Source organism: Bradyrhizobium manausense, assembly GCF_018129685.1.
GTDB classification, from domain to species: domain Bacteria; phylum Pseudomonadota; class Alphaproteobacteria; order Rhizobiales; family Xanthobacteraceae; genus Bradyrhizobium; species Bradyrhizobium manausense_D.
The window spans coordinates 977696-998584 of the sequence record NZ_JAFCLG010000001.1 but is presented as its reverse complement, the minus strand read 5'-3'; the positions used below and the strand labels follow the sequence as shown (position 1 = coordinate 998584).

Annotated in this window: 22 protein-coding genes; 12 read left to right on the top strand and 10 right to left on the bottom strand. The window is 65.9% G+C overall.

What is annotated here, in order from left to right:
- Nucleotides 1-34: 34 nt before the first annotated feature.
- Nucleotides 35-742, top strand: coding sequence for an SDR family NAD(P)-dependent oxidoreductase (locus JQ621_RS04950; RefSeq protein ID WP_212233804.1), 708 nt, complete (start codon nt 35-37; stop codon nt 740-742).
- A gap of 29 nt (nt 743-771) precedes the next feature.
- On the opposite strand, the gene JQ621_RS04945 is transcribed toward JQ621_RS04950, so the two are convergent.
- A complete protein-coding gene (locus JQ621_RS04945; RefSeq protein ID WP_212233268.1) occupies nt 772-1272 on the bottom strand; it encodes a peptide deformylase in 501 nt (166 codons plus the stop codon).
- Between the two features lie 288 nt (nt 1273-1560).
- Here JQ621_RS04945 and JQ621_RS04940 point away from each other — a divergent pair, with 288 nt between their 5' ends.
- A complete protein-coding gene (locus JQ621_RS04940) occupies nt 1561-2787 on the top strand; it encodes an MFS transporter (RefSeq protein WP_212233267.1) in 1227 nt (408 codons plus the stop codon).
- A 6-nt stretch (nt 2788-2793) separates the two neighbouring features.
- Here the strand turns inward: JQ621_RS04940 and JQ621_RS04935 are convergent, their stop codons facing one another.
- The 8 genes from JQ621_RS04935 to JQ621_RS04900 form a co-directional block, all read right to left on the bottom strand.
- A complete protein-coding gene (locus JQ621_RS04935) occupies nt 2794-3672 on the bottom strand; it encodes a bifunctional helix-turn-helix transcriptional regulator/GNAT family N-acetyltransferase (protein WP_212233266.1) in 879 nt (292 codons plus the stop codon).
- Nucleotides 3673-3785: 113 nt separating this feature from the next.
- On the bottom strand, nt 3786-3935 hold the full coding sequence (locus tag JQ621_RS04930; protein ID WP_212233265.1) for a hypothetical protein: 150 nt from the start codon (nt 3933-3935) through the stop codon (nt 3786-3788).
- A 295-nt stretch (nt 3936-4230) separates the two neighbouring features.
- Nucleotides 4231-5412, bottom strand: a complete 1182-nt coding sequence (locus JQ621_RS04925; protein WP_212233264.1) for a VWA domain-containing protein — start codon at nt 5410-5412, stop codon at nt 4231-4233.
- The gene (locus JQ621_RS04920; protein WP_212233263.1) at nt 5409-7634 is read right to left on the bottom strand and encodes a DUF5682 family protein; all 2226 of its coding nucleotides are present in this window, start codon (nt 7632-7634) and stop codon (nt 5409-5411) included. Before JQ621_RS04920 ends, JQ621_RS04925 begins: the two co-directional genes overlap by 4 nt.
- Before the next feature lie 4 nt (nt 7635-7638).
- On the bottom strand, nt 7639-8715 hold the full coding sequence (locus JQ621_RS04915; protein WP_212233262.1) for an ATP-binding protein: 1077 nt from the start codon (nt 8713-8715) through the stop codon (nt 7639-7641).
- On the bottom strand, nt 8712-10142 hold the full coding sequence (locus JQ621_RS04910; RefSeq protein ID WP_212233261.1) for a DUF5691 domain-containing protein: 1431 nt from the start codon (nt 10140-10142) through the stop codon (nt 8712-8714). The genes JQ621_RS04915 and JQ621_RS04910 overlap by 4 nt, the downstream gene beginning before the upstream one ends.
- Complete coding sequence (locus tag JQ621_RS04905) at nt 10135-11523, bottom strand: SWIM zinc finger family protein (protein WP_212233260.1); 1389 nt, start codon at nt 11521-11523, stop codon at nt 10135-10137. The genes JQ621_RS04910 and JQ621_RS04905 overlap by 8 nt, the downstream gene beginning before the upstream one ends.
- Nucleotides 11524-11621: 98 nt before the next feature.
- The gene (locus JQ621_RS04900; protein WP_212233259.1) at nt 11622-11996 is read right to left on the bottom strand and encodes an MmcQ/YjbR family DNA-binding protein; all 375 of its coding nucleotides are present in this window, start codon (nt 11994-11996) and stop codon (nt 11622-11624) included.
- Between the two features lie 69 nt (nt 11997-12065).
- Here JQ621_RS04900 and JQ621_RS04895 point away from each other — a divergent pair, with 69 nt between their 5' ends.
- From JQ621_RS04895 to JQ621_RS04850, 10 genes are all read left to right on the top strand, one after another.
- Nucleotides 12066-12617 carry a carboxymuconolactone decarboxylase family protein gene (locus JQ621_RS04895; protein WP_212233258.1) on the top strand — a complete coding sequence of 184 codons (552 nt, stop codon included), beginning with the start codon at nt 12066-12068 and terminating at the stop codon, nt 12615-12617.
- 81 nt (nt 12618-12698) lie between these two features.
- Complete coding sequence (locus tag JQ621_RS04890) at nt 12699-13325, top strand: PadR family transcriptional regulator (RefSeq protein WP_212233257.1); 627 nt, start codon at nt 12699-12701, stop codon at nt 13323-13325.
- An 18-nt stretch (nt 13326-13343) separates the two neighbouring features.
- Nucleotides 13344-13985, top strand: coding sequence for an O-methyltransferase (locus tag JQ621_RS04885; RefSeq protein WP_212233256.1), 642 nt, complete (start codon nt 13344-13346; stop codon nt 13983-13985).
- A 149-nt stretch (nt 13986-14134) separates the two neighbouring features.
- On the top strand, nt 14135-15799 hold the full coding sequence (locus tag JQ621_RS04880; protein WP_212233255.1) for an acetolactate synthase large subunit: 1665 nt from the start codon (nt 14135-14137) through the stop codon (nt 15797-15799).
- A 105-nt stretch (nt 15800-15904) separates the two neighbouring features.
- Nucleotides 15905-16252, top strand: coding sequence for a Lin0512 family protein (locus tag JQ621_RS04875; RefSeq protein WP_212233254.1), 348 nt, complete (start codon nt 15905-15907; stop codon nt 16250-16252).
- 4 nt (nt 16253-16256) lie between these two features.
- The gene (locus tag JQ621_RS04870; protein WP_212233253.1) at nt 16257-16949 is read left to right on the top strand and encodes a GNAT family N-acetyltransferase; all 693 of its coding nucleotides are present in this window, start codon (nt 16257-16259) and stop codon (nt 16947-16949) included.
- A gap of 139 nt (nt 16950-17088) precedes the next feature.
- Complete coding sequence (locus JQ621_RS04865) at nt 17089-18273, top strand: serine hydrolase domain-containing protein (protein WP_212233252.1); 1185 nt, start codon at nt 17089-17091, stop codon at nt 18271-18273.
- 95 nt (nt 18274-18368) lie between these two features.
- Nucleotides 18369-18578, top strand: coding sequence for a YgaP family membrane protein (locus JQ621_RS04860; protein WP_212233251.1), 210 nt, complete (start codon nt 18369-18371; stop codon nt 18576-18578).
- Complete coding sequence (locus JQ621_RS04855) at nt 18575-19096, top strand: RNA polymerase sigma factor (RefSeq protein WP_212233250.1); 522 nt, start codon at nt 18575-18577, stop codon at nt 19094-19096. The genes JQ621_RS04860 and JQ621_RS04855 overlap by 4 nt, the downstream gene beginning before the upstream one ends.
- Before the next feature lie 3 nt (nt 19097-19099).
- Complete coding sequence (locus tag JQ621_RS04850; RefSeq protein ID WP_212233249.1) at nt 19100-19447, top strand: carboxymuconolactone decarboxylase family protein; 348 nt, start codon at nt 19100-19102, stop codon at nt 19445-19447.
- A 42-nt stretch (nt 19448-19489) separates the two neighbouring features.
- Here JQ621_RS04850 and JQ621_RS04845 read toward each other — a convergent pair whose 3' ends face one another.
- Nucleotides 19490-20830, bottom strand: a complete 1341-nt coding sequence (locus JQ621_RS04845) for an RtcB family protein (RefSeq protein WP_212233248.1) — start codon at nt 20828-20830, stop codon at nt 19490-19492.
- Nucleotides 20831-20889: the final 59 nt, after the last annotated feature.

The window sequence follows — 20889 nt, the reverse complement described above, 5'->3', positions numbered from 1 at the left end:
ATTCGTCTCTCAAGGTCCGGTTGCCGGCGTCGCAATGGATCTGGCGTCGTTTCCGCAAGCCGGCGTCGCCGTCGTGTTCGGCGCCGGCGGCGGCATCGGGTCGGCCTTGCGCGAGGCCATCGCGGCGTCCGGCCGCTTCACCGAGGTGGTCGCATTCAGTCGCAGCACGCAGCCGTCGATCGACCTCCTCGACGAGGACAGCCTCGAACGTGCCGCGGTGTTCGCCGCCGAGCGGGGCGAGTTGCGTCTCGTGATCGATGCGACGGGGTTTCTGCACGATGATCGCCAGGCCCCCGAGAAAAGCTTGCGCCAGCTCGATGCCGCCAACCTGGCGCGATCCTTCGCGCTGAACGCGATCGGGCCCGCGCTGATCATGAAGCATCTGCTGCCGCGGTTGCCGCGTTCGGGCAAGGCCGTGTTCGCAACGTTGTCGGCCCGGCTCGGCAGTATCGGCGATAACAGGCTGGGCGGCTGGTATTCCTACCGGGCCTCCAAGGCCGCCCTCAACCAGCTGGTGCGCACCGCTGCGGTCGAGCTGGCGCGCAGATCTCCGGATGCGCTCTGTATCGCGTTGCATCCCGGCACGGTCGCCACGCCGCTGACCGATCCCTTCGCGGCGACGGGGTTGCAGTCGCATTCGCCGCCGGCGGCGGCGCGCCATCTGCTTGCGGTGGTCGATCAGCTCACGCGCGAGGCCAGCGGCGGCTTCTTCGACTGGCGCGGTCATCCCGTGCCCTGGTGATCGCGCAACCGATCCGCGGCACGCCACCGCTACGCGTTCCGCGACATCTTCTCGAACTTCTTCACCAGCCGCTCGCGCTTCAGCCGCGACAGCCGCTGGATCCAGAACATCCCGTCGAGCTGGTCGATCTCGTGCTGATGGCACACGGCGCGCAACGCCTCCGACTCTTCGGTGTGCGAGATGCCGTCGAGATCCTGATAGCTGATCCGCACGCGGGCGTGGCGCTGCACCTCGTCATTGACGCCGGGCATCGAGACGCTGCCTTCCCTATGCAGGATCATCTCCGGCGAGGCCCATTCGATCGCGGGATTGACGTAGGTCTGCGGCCCGACCTTCGCATCGAGCTCGAGCACGACGACGCGCAGGGGCACGCCGATATGCGGCGCCGTGATCCCGATGCCGGGGGCGGCGCGCATCGTCTCCAGCAGGTCGGCCGCGAGCGCGCGCAAGCCGTCGTCAAACGCGGTGACGGGGCGGGCCGGCGTCGCGAGCCGGCGGTCGGGATAGCGGACGATGGGACGGATGGTCATGAGCGGGCGCCGGGAGGCGCTGTGCAATCGCGATGTCGGGATGATGCCATCATGCCGGTGTTTTGCCCGACGTGTCAAATTGCGGTCCGGAATCACGGCGGCCCGGGGTCGTCCGCGATGCGCGTCCTAAGTCATTGATCCGGTGAGGTCCGGCTACTGTGCATGGGGTTGTTTTCGCCATTGGTTCGCGGGGCGCAGGGAGTTGGCCTAAAAAAGTGTCGCAACGCCTGTCTGCTTTCGCCGTTTCCATTCGTCTTCACGTGAGACAGACCTGACGGGAGACATTCAATGACTGCGTCCAGATATCGCTGGGTGATCGTCGCCGCCGGCGGCGTGCTCGGCTGTGTCGCCATCGGCGGCATGTTTTCGCTGCCGGTGTTCCTTCAGCCGATCGCCAGGGAGACCGGCTGGTCGGTGACCGGCATCTCCAGCGCGATGACGATCGGTTTTCTGGCGATGGCCTGCAGCAGCATGATCTGGGGAACGCTGACGGACAGGTTCGGGCCGCTGCCGGTGGTGCTGACCGGATCGACCGTGCTGGCGCTCAGCCTGTTCGCGGCGAGCCATGCGACCTCGCTGGTCGTGTTCCAGGTCGTGTTCGGCCTGCTGGTCGGCGCCTCCTGCGCGGCGATCTTCGCGCCGATGATGGCGACCGTGACCGGCTGGTTCGACACCCATCGCAGCCTCGCCGTCTCGCTGGTGTCGGCCGGCATGGGCGTCGCGCCGATGACGATGGCGCCGCTCGCGGCCTGGCTGGTGTCCCATCACGACTGGCGCACCGCGATGCAGATCGTGTCGCTGGTGGTTGCCGTGATCATGATCCCGGTCGCGCTGCTGGTCCGCCGTCCGCCAGCGCTCGCGCATCCGCCGGCCGGCGCGGCAGGGGCGGGCGGCCCGCAATCCGAGATGACGGTGGGCGAGGCGCTGCGCTCGCCGCAATTCCTGATCCTGATCGCCACCAATTTCTTCTGCTGCGCCACCCATTCGGGGCCGATCATCCACACCGTCAGCTATGCCGTGAGCTGCGGCATTCCGCTGATCTCCGCGGTGACGATCTACAGCGTCGAAGGATTGTCCGGCCTTGGCGGCCGCATCGCCTTCGGCCTGATGGGCGATCGTCTGGGCGCCAAGCGCGTGCTGGTCGCGGGCCTCTTCGCCCAATCCTTCGGCGCACTCGCTTATGTCTTCGCCCATCAGCTCACGACCTTCTACATGGTCGCGACCGTGTTCGGCTTCATCTATGCCGGCACCATGCCGCTCTATGCGGTGATCATCCGCGAGAACTTCCCGCTGAAGATGATGGGCACCGTGATCGGCGGCACGGCGATGGCCGGCAGTCTCGGCATGGCGACCGGTCCGCTCGCCGGCGGCCTGATCTACGATGCGTTCTCCAGCTACGCCTGGCTCTATATCGGCTCCTGGGCGATGGGTCTCGGCGCGTTCCTGATGGCGATGACGTTCCGCCCGTTCCCCAAGCCGCAAAGCCAGCCCGAGCCAGCCCCGGTTGCGGCGTAACGGAACCTATGCCCGGATCTGTTTTTCGAAGAACAGGTCCGGGTACGGGTCGTCGTTGAAGCGCGGGATCTCGCGCCAGCCGGTGGTGCGGTAGAGCTGGCCGGCCTCGGGCAGCGCGCTGTTGGTGTCCAATCGCAGCAGCGCGATGCGAAGCGTGCGTGCGGCGTCCTCGGCCGCGTTCATCAGGCGCTTGCCGAGCCCCAATCCGCGGGCGCAGGGCGCGACCCAGAGACGCTTGATCTCCGCGTAGCCGTGATCCGTGCCCTTCAGGCCTACGCAGCCGATCGGCAGCGTGTCCGACGTCGCAACGATGAAACTGCCGCGCGGGCGGCGCATGTCCTTCGCGTCGGGATCGCGCGACAGCGAAACGTCGAAACCCTGTTTGAAGCGGCGGCCGAGCTCGGCGTAATATTCCCCGAGACAATAGCGTGCCTCCTCGCTTTGCGGATCCATCTCCGCGAGCGCGATACGCTCCCGCGTCAGCGCCGAGGCGATCAGATCCATCGCCGCCAGCAGCGCCTCGACTTGCGAATTGCGGGCGAGGAAGCTCTCGGCTTGCGTGTTCGACATCGCCTCATAGGCCGCGAATTCGCGCTTGCCCGCGCGCGTCAGGCTGGCGACGCGCCGCCGTGCATCGTCCTCATGCGCTTGGGTCCCGATCAGCCCCTCGTCCTCCAGGCCGCGCAAGAGCCGGCTCATCAGCCCGGAATCAAGGCCGAGATAGTCGCGAAGCTCGCCGACATCGGAATGTCCGTGCCCGATCGCATTGAGAACCCGCGCCGCACCCAGCGGTCGCCCGCGCCCGAGAAAGGATGTGTCGAGCGCGCCGACAGCGGAGGTCACGGCACGGTTGAAGCGGCGGACGCGGGAGACGGGATCGAGCATTATCGGACTTTAGTCAGATAATATGCTCAGTCAATGACAACTGCACCGACGATCCCGTTGACGGCTGGCGGTGTCCGCCTCCGACGCGCGTATCCAGGACGAGCGCGGGCCGTCTAGTTGAAGACGGCGCGCGGGATCATCCACGTTGCGACCGTATGCCAGAGGCCGTCATCACGGCGGCGTTGATACGCAACGAAATCGCTGCCGTCGTCACGCACGAGTTCATAGCGATGTTGAGTTGATGTGGTGTTGAGCTTGCTCATCGAAATTCTCCGTCAGAAGGGGCGTTTCCTTCGACATAGGTGCAGCGCGGCATCGCTCCAATGGGAGGATGCTTGTCATATCATCACGTTATGGAGAGGGTTTGGCCACCGCTGATCGAGTTGCGGATTGGGCAAAGCGACGAGGTGCTGCCGATCACCCGCCGTCGCCGACGCAGCTCTCCGCGCTTTATCCGTAAAACCGCCAGCTTGCGCTGCGCCTGCGCGTCTTCCTCGACTGGATCTCGGGCATTTTGGCCGAGGCGAGCTTTGAACCAATTTGGCCGGACTTGGACATTCAACCTTCGGGCCGGATCAGCTTGATATCCCGGTCGGCAGCCCAATCGGCCACGTCCTCGCGCTTCAGCGCGGTTGCCATCAGATCAGGAAACTGGTCGGGCGTGCAGCCAAAGACGGGGATGCCGAGACTGGCAACTCGCGCCGATAGCACTGGATCGTAGGACGGGCGGCCGGTGTCGGTCAGCGCCAGCAGCACGATCACGTTGATCCCGCGCGTTGCAAGCCGGGCGAGCCGGTCGACCAGCGCATCCGCATTGCCGCCTTCATAGAGATCGGTGATCAGGATCAGGTGCGCTTTCGACGGCCGCTCGATGCGCTCCTCGCAATAGGCGACCGCACTGTTGATGTCGGTGCCGCCGCCGAGCTGAACGCCGAACAACACTTCGACGGGATCGGCGAGTTCCTCGGTCAGGTCGACGATCGCGGTGTCGAAACAGACGAGCTTGGTCGCAACAACAGGCAGCGAAGCCATCACCGCGGCGAAGATCGAGGCATAGACAACGGAGGACGCCATCGATCCTGATTGGTCGACGCACAGGATGACTTCCTCCAGATCGACGATGCGACGTTGCTGGCGCAGGAAGCCGATCAGCCGTTCCGGCACCACGGTGCGATGCTCTGGCTGATAATGGCGCAGATTGGCCCTGATGGTGCGCGGCCAGTCGATGTCCGCAAAGCGCGGGCGGTTGGTCCGCAGCGAGCGGTTCAAGGCGCCGCGAACCGCGTCCGCCGTGCGCCGCTCGAGCCGCTCCATCAGTTCGGCTACCACCTTGGCGATCACGATCCGCGCGGTGTCCTTGGTCTTCTCCGGCATGACACCACGCAGCGCGACGAGGTCGGCGATCAGGTTCACGTCGGCTTCAACGGTCGCGAGGAATTCGGGCTCGAGCAGCATCTGGCGCAATCCCTTGCGCTCGAAGGCGTCCTTCTGGATCACCTGCACCACGGGGGCAGGGAAGAACTCCCTGATATCGCCGAGCCATTTCGCGACGCGCGGTGCCGAGCCCCCGAGACCGCCGCGGCCCTTCTTCGGTGCGTCATCGCCATTACCGTAGAGCGCCGTCAGGGCTTCGGACATGCGGCGGTCGCTGTCGGACAGCGTGCCCGTCTTTGCTGGATCCTCAGCCTCAACGCCGAGGGCCAGCGTCCAACGGCGGCTGCGCTCGTCGGTCTCGCTCATCGGGGGCCTCCGGCGTTGAGCAGCGCAATCACGCGCGCCTCGTGCTGCGGCCAGATCGCAGTGGCATCTGCGATCAGTCGATATCCCTTTGCGCCACCGGCGTTCCGCGCAAACAGCGCGTCCATCAGCCGCCTGCGCTCGTTGCGGTCCAGCGCCGAGAAGACGCGGCGGAACAGCGGCAGGCTGGCGGTGAAGGCCTCGTCGTCGAGTGACAGCAGCCAGCCATCCACCGCGCCGCGCAACGCGGCATCGTGGATCAGTCGCTGGCCTGCGCCCTCGAAGAAGCCTTCGAAGAACCCCGCCGCCTCTGCAACTGGCGTACCTGGCGACAGCATCCGCGCGAGCAGATCGGCGGTGTGATCGACGGCCAGCAATTCTGCCTCGTAGAGCAGCCGCGCCGCGGTGCCGGCGATCAGTCGGGTCGCCTGGTCATCGTGCAGCAGGGCCGTCAGCGCCTCTCTCCATTTGGTGACGATGTCGGCCGCAAGTTGCGCCAACTGGATTGCCGCATCGCCTGCGAGGATCGCACCGCGCAGCCTGGCTGCTGCCGGGACATCCAGATTGCGTGCGGCGTAGGGCAGGGCAAGCGCGGCCTGCACGACGATCCGCGGCATCAGGGCTGCGAGATGTTCGACCGTGCCGGCGCGTGCCTCGCCGTAACGCAGGATGTCGGCCATCGGAGGTAGCGCGTCGAGCAGCGACTGGCCGTCGCTGGTAAGGGCTGCCTTGGTCTCGAGCGCCGCGATGCCGGATTCGGTGGCGCGCGGCAGATCCGCGATCATGGCGTTGCGCACGAGGCTTGCCAGCGCGCTGAGCTCTGTCTCCTTGCCCATCGCCTCGATCAGGCGGCCGGCGGCGGCTTCCAGGATGGTCGAGCCATAGAGCAGGTTCTCGACCAGCCGCACCGCGAACTCCGGCTCCCACCGCAACTGCCAGTTCTCGCGAAACGTGCCGCGGCTGCGGCCTGCGTCGGTCAATCGCCCCCAGGGCACATCGAGCGCGTTGAGGCGGTGCAGCAGGGTCGAGCGCATCAGCCCGCTTTCGCTGCGCAGATCGAGCGTCAGCGGCCGCTCCAGCGCTTCCGGCTTCAGCCGCGTCGCCTTCTGCTGGCGCTGCAGATCTTCCAGCAGTGGTGCCAGCGGCGTCGCTGACGGAATCGATCCAACGCCCGCGCCGACCAGGAGCTCGGCGGCGACATCGTTCCAGATGGCGCGCTCGCCATTGCACAGGCTCGCGATCGCCGCCTCTCGAAGTTCCTCGAATCCGGGTGAGGGCCGCTCGCGTAGCGCCGCGAGTGCGGTGCCGAGACGTTGCGCCTCGATCACCGAGGCGGTCGAAACGAAATGGCCGCGATCGCGCAGCACGCGGCTCACCTTGGCAAGCCAGATGGCGGTGCGGTCGCCCTCGCGCGTCTCCCAGAGATGCGCGCACCAGCCGGGCGCGACCACACCTGCGCCATAGCCGCTCGCGCGCGACAGGCGCGGCGCGGTCCATGGTGCCCAGGTGGCCTTGATCTTCGTCTTCGGCCGGCCCTTGAGCAATTCGCGGTCGGCCGCCAGGCTGCGGCGCTCAGTGAGACCAGGCACGTGCCAGGCGCCGCAGACAACGGCAACGGCGCCGACGCACTCCTTCGCCGCCTTTGCGATCTCGATCCGCATGTGTGCCTCCCGCGCGGCCTCCCGGGTCGACAAGGGCTTTTCGTCCGCGCGCAGCGCCGTCATCGCATCGGCGACGGCTGCGAACACCGGACCTGTTGCAGGATTTTCCTCGATGACGTCGGACCACCAGGACTCGCCGTCGTCATATCCCGCCGCCATCGCGAGCGCGCCGATCGGATCGCGGCTGACCGGATCCTCTTGCGATCTGGCGGCAATTTCCTCGGCGACGTCAGAGGCGGAGGCTCCCAACCGGTCGGAGGCAGGAAGGTCGATGAAACGCAAGGCTGCACCGTGGCGCACGGCCCAGCAGGCCGCCTGGTATTCCGGCGAATAGTCGGCAAAGGGAAAGAAGCTGGCGTTCGCCGGATTGTCCTCGGCGTAGGTGAGCAGCGCCACGGGTGTCACCATGTCGGGCGCGGCGAGCATCGGCAGCAGCTCGGATGCATCCGCAGGGCCCTCGATCAGCACCGCGACGGGCCTGAGCGCATCAAGCGCCTCCAGCAGCCGACGCGCCGATCCCGGCCCGTGATGCCGGATGCCGAACAGATGGATCTCGCCGGCCATGATGTCAGATCAGCTCGGTCAGCGAAGCGTAATAGCCTTCGAAACCGCGCTTCTTCTTCAATACCGTCTCGAGATATTCGCCGAGCACGGCCGTGTCCTGCACGGGATCTTTCACCACCGCGCCGATCATGTTGCTGGCGAGTGTATCGGGCGTCAGCTTGCCGTCGTTGAAGAAGGTCGCCTGGCTGATGCCGCCGACCATCACTGCGATGGCCTCGGCGGTCGAGAGGCCGCCCGAGGGAGATTTCAACGCGACCTTGCCGTCCTCGGTCGAGCCCGAGCGCAATTCGCGGAAGATCGCGACCACCCGCGCCACCTCTTCGGCGACGTTCTTTGGCGCCGGCAAATCGAGGTTCTGCGCCATCTCGCCGACGCGCTTGACGACGATCGACACTTCTTCCTCGGCGCTGTCGGGCAGCGGCAGCACGACGACGTTGAAGCGGCGCTTGAGCGCGGAGGACAATTCGTTGACGCCCTTGTCGCGGTTGTTGGCGGTCGCGATGATGTTGAAGCCGCGCTGCGCATAGACCGCGGTGTTGAGCTCAGGGATCGGCATCATCTTCTCGGACAGCACGGTGATCAGCGTGTCCTGCACGTCGCTGCCCATCCGCGTCAGTTCCTCGAAGCGGCAGAGCTTGCCGCCTTCCATTGCGCGCATCAGCGGGGTTGGCACCAGCGCCTCGCGGCTCGGCCCATGGGCCAGCAGCTGGGCATAGTTCCAGCCGTAGCGGATCTGGTTCTCGTCGGTTCCGGCGGTGCACTGGATCACGAGCGTTGAATCGCCGGTGATGCCGGCGGCAAGATGCTCGGAGACCCACGACTTGGCCGTGCCGGGTACGCCGAGCAGCAACAGCGCGCGATCGGTCGCAAGCGTTGCAACGGCGGTCTCGATCAGCCGCTTGTCGCCGACATATTTTGGCGTGATCGCCGTGCCGTCGGCCGCCTTGCCGCCCATCAGATAGGTCACGACCTGGCGCGGCGAGAGCGCCCAGCCCGGCGGGCGGGGCCCTTCGCCGGCGGCGAGCGCCTTCAGCTCGGCGGCATAGCTCTGCTCGGCGGGCAAGCGCAGTTTCTCGCTCATGTTGTCTCTCCCTTATCGTCCAATGCGGCGTTGAGCCGCAGCATGTCGAGGCGCGGGTCGGCTTGCAGCAGCCCCGCGGCCGTCAGGCGTTGTAAGGTCTGCTGCGCTGCAGTTTGCGAGGCGAGCAGACCCAGCGCATGAAATTCTGCGACATGGTCCGATGGCTTCGCGTCGTCGCGCCTGATCTCGGCCAGCAGCTTGGCGCCTGATGGCGCGGACAGCGGATCGTCGAGGCGTGCGGCAGGACCGGCGATCATCTGCGCCATCTCGAATCCGATGCCGTGCGCGCGCAAGCTTGCCGCAGCAAACCTCGCCCGCTCGGCGGGCTCAAGTCGGGGGGCAAGAGCCACGATGAGGCCTGTCGCATCGTTTTCGCTGACGATGCCGGCGGCCTGCGCAAGCTGCGCATCGGTGCCGGTCTCCGCGATCAGCTTGATCAGCCCCGCGTCGGCGGCCGGGTCCACGTTCCAGTCCCAGGCGGCGATCAAATCCTGCGGGCTGAGGCCGAGTGCGCCTGAGAACGACATCAGATCGGTGCCGTCGAACAGGGCCTTCCGGCGCTGCCATTGCGCCGGTGTCTTCGGGCGCTCGATCTCGATGACGCGGGAGCGACGCAGCAGCCCTTTGGTCTTCACCGAGAAGAAGCCTGTGAGCTCCGCGATATCCTCGCCCGCGGCGGGACGGTGGCCGAGGCGCGCGAGCATCGATGTTGCAAGCGCCTTGACCTTCGGTGCACGATCGTTCGCCACCAGACCTTCGAGAAAGGCGACGTCGTCGTCGGACAGCCGCTCCGAGAGCAGGGATATCAGGCGCAGCCGCGCATCGGCATTCTCGCCGTCGAGCTTTGCTTCGAGCAGTGCGCGCGCCGCGGATGGGTCGCGCCGCCTCAAGCCGATCAACGCGGCCTTGCGCGCGGCCGGCCAAAAGTCTTCCCAATTTTCCGTTGTGAGCTGGTCGCTCGTCTGTCGTCGCGTCGTCGCGCCGGCAGCGGCGAATGCGCTCCAGTCGCGCCACGCGGCATAAACGTCAGGCGCATCCTCGTCGCTTGCATCAGGCATCCAGTCGGCAGGATGTGTCGTCCAGCCGCGCGCGGCGAGGAAGTGGACGAGCTCGGTTCTCGATGCTGCTTCCTTGCTCGCCGCAAGCATCCGGCGCACCAGCGGTCGCAATGGCTCAGGTACGGTCGGGAGCGCGAGTGGCGGAATGTCGGGTAGCACGCGCAACGCAGACGGCGCCTCGACCGTCACGGTTGCGCCGAGGAACTGGCCAGACAAGGCCAGCAGCCGCAACTCGGCCTCGACGGGATCGTCGCCAAGCGCAGTGCGCCAGAACGGGGCGGCGGAGGCCGCGGTCGCGCCCATGGTCCAGCGCGTCACGACCGCGCCCATGGCCTCGAAGATCTCTTCGGCCCCGGCTGTTTCAGTCATGGCCGCCGATCCGTCCCCAGGGGGACTGTGCGGCAAGGATCGTGAGCCGGTTACCCGACCAGATCGCGGCGGTGCGCGTCAGCTTCGTGCCGGCCAGCAAACCCTCCGTGTTGCCCGCGACCGGCAGCGAGGTCGTGCCATCGGCCGCCTGCCACCAGTTGCCCCCTGAATCGTCGTGCGCGATCCGCCCTTGCGGCAGCAGCAGGGGAATCTCGATCGTCCATGGTTCTGCGAGCAGGGGGCGTGTCAACGCGTGGCTGAGCGCCGCATCCGGCGCTGGCCATTCGGGCGCCAGAATATCCTCGGCTGCATCGCGCCGCACGAGCAGGGCGCGGAGCGGTTGCTGCGACGGGTAGAAGACGAGTTCGCCCTGGAAGCGCTCGCCTGGTGTAAACACCGACCCACGCCGTCCGGCACTCGCCGGGAAGAAGTCGAGCAGCATGGCGAAGCGCGGGCCGCTCGCGGCGAGATTGAGCAGCCATGTGGTTTGCGAAACCAGCCCGTCGCGGCGCGTCTGCACCTGCTCGGCGAGCACCTCCCAATGCCCGTTCACGCGCGGCGCTTGCGGATCGGCCAGCACGGTCTCGCGTGTCTCCGATGTCGCAACCGCGCGCCTGATCTCGGCATCGCGCGGCGTGGCACGGAAGGCGCGTGCGAGCAGCACCAGCTTGCCGAGCTCGACGACCGCGCCGCGCGGTCTATCGGCCGCGGCGAGCGCGAGCAGGCGGGACGGCAGTTCGTCGATCCGGCCGGCCAGCACCGCGGCCTTGCCGTCGACCAGGCGCGCCGCAATGCGCCGGCACCGCGCCGTGGCATCGTCGATGAAGCCTGACAATCCCAGGCGGAGCTGGTCGCCGACCCATTGCTCGAGCGCATCCAGCGCATCGAAAATGGCGCGCTCGGTTTCTTCGTTGCGTCTGGCTGCCTGCGCTTCGCGCCGCGCGACGTCCTTTGGATCCTCGACTGTCTCGGGCTCGACGGCGCGTGCGGCACGCAAGTCCTTCTCACCGGGCGGGGTGACAGCGTTCGCCGGCTTGGCGGGGGATGTGCCGCGCCTGCGCCCCAGCCAGTCGCTGACCCAGGCCGGCGTGTCGGCGGGCGCGAACGGCACGACCGCTTCTGCATTCAGCCACAACAGGCCGAGCACGTGCTTGCAGGGGAATTTGCGCGACGGACAGGTGCACTTGTTGCCGAGGTCGCGCAAATCGGCCATCACCCGGTAGGGATTGGCGCCCGAGCCCGCGCATTCGCCCCAGATCAACGCGCCATCCGGGCTGCCGCCGATGCCGGACCATTTGGCGGGCTTGGCAAGGCCGGCAGCGGCCTTGAGCGACGATTGATCGGTAGCGAGTTGCTCGACCGCCTTCAGATCAATCGCCACGCCGGCTTCCCAATTCGAATCCAGAGTCGGCAGTATATCGGGGCAGGATGAAAGCTCAATGTCGCCGCGCGCAGCCGATGCGCTGCACGCGGAGATCGTTACGCGAGCCCGGCTTCTTGCGACACAAGCCCGAGCTCCCTGCGCGCCTTTCGCGTCAGTTTTGCGACGATCAGCGCATGGGCCTGGGCGATATAGGCCGTCAGCTCGGCATCCGGCAGCGCGTTGTTGCTGGCGAGCTGCACCCATTTGGCCCGCGCGAGATAGGGCGCGGGCCGCGCCAGACCGTGCTCGATCAGCATGGCATAGGCCATGGTCGAGACCTTGAACATGTAGCCGCCGGAACCTGCGGTAAATCCGCCGCTGATTGCGAACATCTTGCCGCCGACCTTGAACACAGAGGTGCCTTCCCATTGCACCACCTTGGTGGCAGCGGGCAGGCGCAGGCAGCGGGCCTCAAAGGTCTTGGGAGTCATGCGATTGCACCAGCGGACATCGGCGCACCTTTGTGGCAGCATGCACGCGCCAACCGAGGATGGAATGCCATGTCGCGCGTGTCGATCAAGACCAGGGACGATCTGCCGGAAGCACTGCGACCCCTGTGGGACAAGATGACGACCTACGGCGCGTTCGAGAACCAAGCCGGTGTGATGGCGCATCGCGCGCCGATCTTCAAGCATATGTGGTCACTGCTGGTCGATCTCGCCAGCGAAGGCATGGTCTCGAAGCGCCATCTCGAGCTCGCGCTGGTGACGGTGTCGCTGCTCAACAAATGCGACTACTGCGTCTCGCACCACGCACCCAAGCTCGCGGTGCAGGGCGTCTCGGAGGAGGGCGCCGCGCGCCTTCTCAATTACAAGGACCATCCCGAGCTCGATGAGCTCGACAAGCTCGTCGTCGAATACGCCATCGCCGTCACTGACAACTGGAGCAGGACACGCGACGAGATCTTCGCCCGCCTGCGCGCGCACTTTTCGGAATCGCAAATCGTCGAGCTGACCTGGCGCATCGCGCTGTGCGGTGCTTTCAACCGTTTCAACGACATCCTTCAGCTCGAGGTCGAGCAGGGCGTTCCCCATAGCGAAGCGGCCGAGTAGCAACCGATCACGGATCCGTGACTTGCGGACGTATATCTCAAATTATATCGTAAGATATGTTTTGAGAAGGAGATGTACGATATGTTCGGCAAACACCGAGACCACAAAGACTTCCACTTCGGGCACTTCGCCCATTTCGCCATGGGCCGGCACGGCGGGCGGCATCGCTTCGGCCGCGGCGGGCACGGCTTTTTCGGGCGCGGTGGCGACGAGTTTCCGGGTGCGCGGCGGCTGTCCTCGCAGGACCTACAGCTGGTGATCCTGGCGCTGCTCGCCGACAAGCCCGCTCATGGCTACGAGCTGATCAAGATCATCGAGGAGCGCTCCGAGGGGTTCTATACGCCGAGCCCCGGCGTGATCTATCCCGCGCTGACTTATCTCGAAGAGGTCGGTCACGCGAGCGTTGCGCAGGATGGCGGCCGCAAGCTCTACAGCATCACGCCGCAGGGCGAGGCTTTCCTTGCCGAGCAGCGCGGGACCGCTGACGCGATCCTCCAGGCGCTGTCGCGGATCGGGCGCCGCATGGACGAGGTGCGCGAAGCCTTTGCGGGTGTCAGCGATCTCGATACTGACGCCTCCGACGAGCTGCACCGCGCCCGCCACAATCTCAAGCGCGCGCTGCGTTCCAAGCATGGCAGCGATTCCGCCGAGGCGCGTCGCATCGCGGGAATCCTGGAGCGCGCGGCCGCGGAAATCCTCGGCAAGTGACGAGAGGAAATGCAGACCATGTCGACTGAACACAGTCCGATTGCAGATCCCCGCGTCAACGCCGTCATCGCGCGCCTGCAAGGCGCGCGGCAACGGCCCTCCGGTGGAGGCCCGCGCAGCTCGTTCAACAGCCGCGATCCTCACGCCTATGCCGAGCAGGGCTTTTCGATTCATCCCGAGCAGGGCGAATTGATCTACCTGCTGTGCCGGGGTCTGCGCGCCACCCGCGTTGCGGAGTTTGCGACCTCGGTCGGCATGTCGACGCTCTATTTTGCTGCCGCGCTCCGCGACAATGGCGGCGGCACCGTGATCGGCTCGGAGATCGTGCCGGCCAAGGTCGAGGCTGCCAAACGCAATCTCGCCGAGGCCGGTCTTGCCGAATACGCCGAGATCCGCGAAGGCGACGCCCGCCAGACGCTGCGCGATCTCGGTGGCCCCGTCGACTTCGTCCTGATCGATGGCTGGCCGGGCGAGGGTGGTCCCTCGCTCGCCCGCGAGGTGATCGAGATCGTCGCGCCGCAGCTGCTCGTCGGCGGCTACGTCATGAACGACAATGCCGAGCCCGACTACCTCGCCTTCATCCGCGATCCCACCAACGGCTTTGTCTCGATGACGCTGCCGCTCAAGGGTGGCACGGAGCTCAGCCTGAAGGTGAAATGAGGGCCTCGCGAGAGTGATGGATGCTCAGAAAATTCGTGCACCCTGAAAAGCCACCTGCATTGTGAGTTGTGCCCAAGCGCTACGCGGTTACGATAAGCGCGAGGTTCCCGCCGGAAGCGGGACCTACAGCAAACGATCGCGGAGGCGACATGAGCGGACAGGAACACAAAGTCAAGGGATCGGACCTGTTCGTCGCGGCGCTGGAAAACGAAGGCGTCGATCGCATCTTCGGCGTTCCTGGCGAGGAAAATCTCGACCTCGTCGAGTCGCTGCGGACATCAAAAATCGAACTGGTGCTGACCCGCCACGAGCAGGCCGCTGCCTTCATGGCCGCGACGCATGGAAGGCTCACCGGCAAGCCCGGCGTCTGTCTCTCGACCCTCGGCCCCGGCGCGCTCAATCTCTCCACCGGCGCGGCCTATGCCAATCTCGGCGGCATGCCGATGATTCTCATCACCGGCCAGAAGCCGATCATGAGCAGCCGGCAGGCACGCTTCCAGATCGTGGACGTGGTCGCGACGATGAAGCCGCTCACGAAACTGTCGCGGCAGATCGTCAGTGCATCCTCGATCCCGACCGTGGTGCGCGATGCGTTCCGGGTTGCGATGGAGGAGCGGCCGGGGCCGGTGCATCTCGAACTGCCTGAAGACATCGCGGGTGACGAAGTCGAGGCCGTTCCCGTGATCCCGATCCACCCGATCGAGATTCCTGTCGCCCACCGCGCCGCGCTCGACCGTGCCGCCGGGATGATCCTGGCCGCAAAGCGTCCGTTGGTGATGATGGGCGCCGCGACCAGCCGGCCGCGGTCGACTCACGGCATCGCGAGCTTCGTGCGGCGGACCGGCATTCCATTTTTCACCACGCAAATGGGCAAGGGCACCGTGCCTGGCGGCACCAATCTCTACATGGGCACTGCTGCGCTGTCCGAGCGCGACTATGTCCATGATGCCATCGACGCTGCCGATCTGATCATCGCGATCGGCCACGACCCAATCGAGAAGCCGCCCTTCATCATGGGTCCATCGGGACCGAAGGTCATCCACGTCAGCTACACCTCGGCGAGCGTCGAGCTGGTCTATTTCCCTGATGCCGAGGTCGTCGGCGACGTCGGCCCGAGCCTGGAGCTTCTGGCCGACCGGCTCGAAGGCAAACTGCCGCAGGCGGCGGCGCTGCTGCCGCTGCGGGAGGAGATCCTCAACCACATCGCCGACCGCGCCACCGAGACGCGGTGGCCGCCGACGCCGCAGCGGATCGTGCACGACGTCCGCCAGGTCATTCCGGAGAACGGCATCGTTGCGCTCGACAACGGCATGTACAAGATCTGGTTCGCCCGCAACTATCGCACCCGGGTCGCCAACACGTTGCTGCTCGACAATGCGCTGGCGACGATGGGCGCCGGCTTGCCATCGGCGATGATGGCCGCGATGCTCTACCCCGACCGCCGCGTGCTTGCGATCGCCGGTGACGGTGGCTTCATGATGAACAGCCAAGAGATGGAAACGGCGGTTCGCCTCAATCTCAATCTCGTCGTGCTGGTGCTGGAGGACAACGCCTACGGCATGATCCGCTGGAAGCAGGCCGTCGATCATTTCGCCGACTACGGGATGACCTTCGGCAATCCCGACTTTGCGCTCTACGCCCAGGCCTATGGTGCCAAAGGCCATCGTATCGCGAGCATCGAAAGCTTTGGTCCGACTCTCGATACCGCGTTCAAGGAGGGCGGCGTGCACTTGGTCTCGATCCCGATCGACTATTCGGAGAACGTGCGGGTGCTGGTGGACGAACTGCGGGCGCACAAGAAGGCGAAGGCGTGAATTGACGGAGTAAGTTGCGGATACCGACCCGAACACCATAACCGCACTTGTTTCGCGATCCTCGATCGCCGACACTCGGTATCCAACCAACCACAGGAATATGAAATGACTCGCGTTCGTTGTGTCACCGAGATGGGCATGGGCGTCGACGTTCACGGCAGGGACGCCACCAAGGCGGCGAAGCGCGCGGTGTCGGATGCGATCCGGCATTCGAGCCTTGGGTTCTTCCGGATGATCGGCAAGACCGCGAACGACATGTTCGTCGACGTCACCATCGGCGTGCCGAATCCAGAAGCCGTCGACAAGGAGGCGGTTGCGAAAGAGCTTCCCTACGGCACCGTGACCGTCACGGCGGTCAAGGGCGGGCTCGAGATTCCCTCGGCCGCGGAAGTGGCCAACGATCCCATCCTCATTGCCAACGCCGCTGTCATCGTCAGCTTCGACAAGGACTGAGCCGGTGTCCGACAGCAGCGAAGCGTTGCTCGATCGTCCGATCTGGAGCGCGCTGACGACGAGCCAGAAGTACCTGGCGGAGGGAGGCCCTCGGGCGCTGCGCTATCCCGTGGACATGACGCCGTTTGCCGACATGGTGGATATGTCGGCGGCAAGCTTTGCCGCACTTGGCGACCTCATGGCGCCCTCGCAGGTTGCCGCGCTGTTCACGCCGGAGCCAGTCGATGTTCCCGCAGGATTCAAGGTCGTGCTGGCCGAGACTGGTGACCAGATGATCGGCTCGCCCGTCGACAGTCCGGTGCGTGGCACCGAGATCGTGAGGCTCGGCGCTGTGGATGTGCCTGCGATGATGTCGCTCACGGCGCTGACCAAGCCGGGCCCGTTCGCGTTGCGTACGCACGAGCTTGGCACGTTCCTCGGCATTCGCGTCGGCGGCGAGTTGGTCGCGATGACCGGCGAGCGGATGAAGCCGGGAAAATTCGTCGAGATGACCGCGGTCTGCGTCCACCCTGACTATCGCGGGCGCGGCTACGCACAGGCGCTGCTCTCCGCCGTCGCGCGCCAGATCGAAGCACGCGGCGAGATTCCGTTCCTGCACGTGTTTTCGAACAATACATCCGCCATCGCACTCTATGAGCGGCAGGGGATGCGCATCCGTCGCCGCCTGCACGTGACCGCGTTCATGAAGCAGGGGTGACGGCCGCCGCTCTTCATCATGTCGTCGAGCGCAGAGCGTGGCACCGACTCGTCGGCTCGACTGGAGCCTCGCGCGGACATGCTTCCCACGGCCGATTTGTTGCTATATCCATCACAACCATCTCGGGAGGAGCCAATCCATGGACGTCAGGACGCCAGATTTTTCCGCGGCGCGGACTGCGATGCAGCGCTACGTCGATCAGGAAATCGTCCCCGGCGTGTCCTGGGCGGTGCTGCGCGGGCGCGAGGTGGTCGACCAGCAATGCGTCGGCTTTGCCGATCGCGAGGCGAAGACGGCGCTGCGGCCCGACCATATCTTCCGGGCGTTCTCCAACACCAAGATCTTCGTCACCTCTGTGGTCATGCTGCTGGTCGAGGAGGGCCGCATCGGGCTCGATGACCCCATCGAAAAATACTTGCCGCAGCTTGGCAATCGCAAAGTCCTGAAGCAAGGCGCCTCGAGCCTCGCCGATGTCGAACTGGCGAAAAGCCAGATCACGATCCGCCAGCTCCTGACCCACACGTCCGGTCTCAGCTACGGTTTCTTCGATCCCGGGTCTGTGCTGTACAAAGGCTACAACGACGCGGGCGTGCTCAGTCCGATGACGGCGCTGACTGTCATGATCGACAAGCTCGCCGATCTGCCGCTATCCTATCATCCCGGCACGAGCTGGGAATATTCGGTGGCGACCGATGTGCTCGGTCGCGTCGTGGAGGTCGTCTGCGGCCAGGCTCTCGATGTCGTCTTCAAGGCGCGCATCTTTGATCCGCTCGGCATGTCGGACACCGGCTTCTACGTGCCTGAAGCGCAGCAGGGCAGGCTGGTCAGGCTTTACACCGGTGCCGACGTGCTCAATCCGATGAAGCCCGGCCTGACGCGCGCCGACAATCTGCCCTATCCGCAGGCCTATCTGCGGCCGTTCCCACAGCTGTCGGGCGGCGGCGGGCTGGTCTCGACCCTGCCTGATATGCTGGCCCTGGTGAAGGCGTTGCTGCCCGGGCCGGACGCGCTGCTGAAGCCGGACACGCTGCGGCAGATGATGACCAACCAGCTACCTGAAGGCCAGACCATCCGCTTCGCAACCCTCGGCCCTATTCCCGGAAAGGGCTTCGGCCTCGGCGGTGCCGTGACCTTCGCGCCGACGCCTTTCGATCCCCCAAACTCCACCGGCGAATTCCAGTGGGGCGGCCTTGCCGGCACCCATTGGTGGATCTGCCCGCAAGCCAATACCGCCGGCGTTCTGATGGCCCAGCGCTACATGGGCTTCTGGAATCCGTTCTTCTTTGAGTTCAAGCGTCTGGCGTACCAGGCGGTCGGAGGCTGACCGCCAAAAAATTGCGCGGCCCAGCGAATCCTTTTCAGCCGGCGCGCCCTCCTAGTGATCGAGGCATTCCGCCTCGGCGCTATCAGGAGGATGCGATGGCATTTTACAGGAAGAATATCGGCGGCCTGCACCAGGCGGTGCGGGTTGCCGCAGGGATCGGTGCGGCGGTTGCGGCTGTGGTTTATCTCACCGGCCCGGCAGCATGGCTGGTTGCACTCGCCGGCGCCGGTTTTGCGCTGACTGGTCTCGTCGGCTATTGCCCGATGTGTGCAATGGCGGGCATCGGCAGGGGAGGCATGTCGTGAGTACGGCTGCGATATCGCACGACCAGTTCGAGGCGGCGCGGCTCGGCGATCCCCAGGCCATCGCTCGTCTGCTGGAGTCAGCGCAGCCGGATATTCGACGCTATGCGCGCGCGAGCTGCCGAAGCTCGGCGGATGCCGAGGACGCAGCGCAGGAAGCGCTGTGGATCCTGTTCCGGCATGTCGGCTCGATCCGCTCGCTGCTCGCAGTTTCGTCCTGGTTGTTCAGCGTCGTCCGCCGCGAATGTCTGCGGCTCGCCCGCAAGGCGGGCCTTGCGCCGGCGATCGACGAAGGCGAGGCCGAGGCCGCGTTGCTCGCGCGTCCCGAGGCCGATTTGCGGCTCGATGTCGCCGCCGCGTTCGAGGCGCTGCCGCCGCACTATCGCGATGTCGCGCTGATGCGCGACGTCAAGGAAATGACCATCGATGACATCGCTGAAGCACTCGGCGCGACGCGGCAGACCGTGAAGGCGCGCCTGCATCGCGCGCGCGTCCTGATGCGCGAATATCTGACGAGGTGAGCCATGAGCTGTTATCAAAGCTCCGACGATCTGAAGTCGATCCCGGCTTTCGTCGCGCTTGCGCCGGTCGAGGCCAACGCGTTCCTCGCCTTCAATCACGCGGTCGAGCGCAAGGACGGATTGATCCCGCCAAAATACCGCGAGCTGATCTCGCTCGCGGTCGCACTTACCACGCAATGTGCCTATTGCCTCGATGTGCACACCGCGCAGGCGGCGAAGGCCGGCGCGACGCGCGAGGAGGTGGCGGAAGCCGCCTTGATCGCGGCGGCCGTGCGCGCCGGTGGTACGCTCGGCCATGCGCTGCTGGCGCAGCGGCTGTTCGCGGGCCATCACGGCGAGGCAGAAAACTAGATGGTGCGTGCGGGAGGCACTGCCTCCCGCACGCCGTTTGCGTCAGTCCTTCCAGGGATCGAACTCGCCTTCGCCGGCCATGGCGACGGCGAACGGCCGCAACGTGTGCAACACCCGCACGGTGCCGGCGTGCTGCGCGAGCACATCGGGGAGGCGTCGATAGGCCATCGGGCTCTCGTCGAGGTCGGCGCCGATCAAGGTGACGCCGCGTTCGTTGAGCCAGCGGTCCATCTCGGCGCGCGAGAAGCGTCGCTTCGCTTCCTTTCGCCCGAACATGCGGCCAGCGCCATGCACGGTCGAGTAGAGCGAAGCCCTGGCTTCCGAACTGTCGACGCCTTCGAGGATGACGGCATCGTCGCCCATCGAGCCGCCGACGAATCCCTTCTGGCCCGGAAAAGCCGGTGTCGCGCCCTTGCGCACAACCCACAGATCACGCCCGTCGTGGGTCTCACGCCACGCGTAGTTGTGGTGGTTGTGCACGCTCTCGGTCACGCTGCCGCCGATGATCTGGCGGACGCGCTCGACCACCCACTCGCGGCCCGCATAGGCATAACGCCCGGCGAGCTGCATCGCCGCGATGTAGCGGCGGCCGAGCTCGGAGTCCTCGTCGACTACGGCGGGCGGGACGTTCATGCCGTCCTTGCCGCCGGCGGCCTTGAGGTAGCGTGTCGCGGAGGTGTGTCCGAGGCCGCGGCTTCCAAAGTGGACGCCGATCCAGACAAACCCGTCCTCGTCGCGCATGAGATCGACATAGTGGTTGCCCGATCCGACCGTGCCGAGCTGGCTCACCGCCTTCTGGCGGTAGGCCTCCATGTCGCTCTCGCGCCAGGCATCGCCATCATCGAACAGCGCGTGCTCGGCCCGTTCCGCGTTGGCACGGCCGACGCCGAACGAGATCACCTTGGCAACGTCGCGGATGATCGTCGGAGCGATCGCCGCAATGTCGTCGAAGCGCGTGTCGAGCTTTGCGGCCATGTTGCCGCAGCCGATGTCGAAGCCGACGCCGGAGATGCTGATCTGCTTCTCATAGGCGATGACCCCGCCGACCGGTTGGGCGTAGCCGAGATGGCCGTCGGCGCAGACTACGCCCGACACGACGTTGCCGACTGCCATGCAGTTGCGCATCTGCGCGATGGTTGCATCCTCATGCGGGCCAAAAATCTTCAGCGGCGCATTCTGGAAGCGCGCCTCCTGCGGACGGAGGTTGGCGATTTCGCTCGCAGCCGCCTTGGTCTCGCGAGCAAGATGCTCCTGGCGTGCGGCATCCCGGTACGAGCACCAGGCCGGCTGCCCGCGTCCTTCGCCGACGCGCGAGTCTGGATCGATGCCGGCGGCGAGGCAGAGCTCGCGGGCGCGTTCCATGTAGGGATCAGATCGTCGCATGGTCCAGGGTCCTTCGCATACCGCGCTCACCTTAAAAGGTGTACGCGGACCATTTTAGG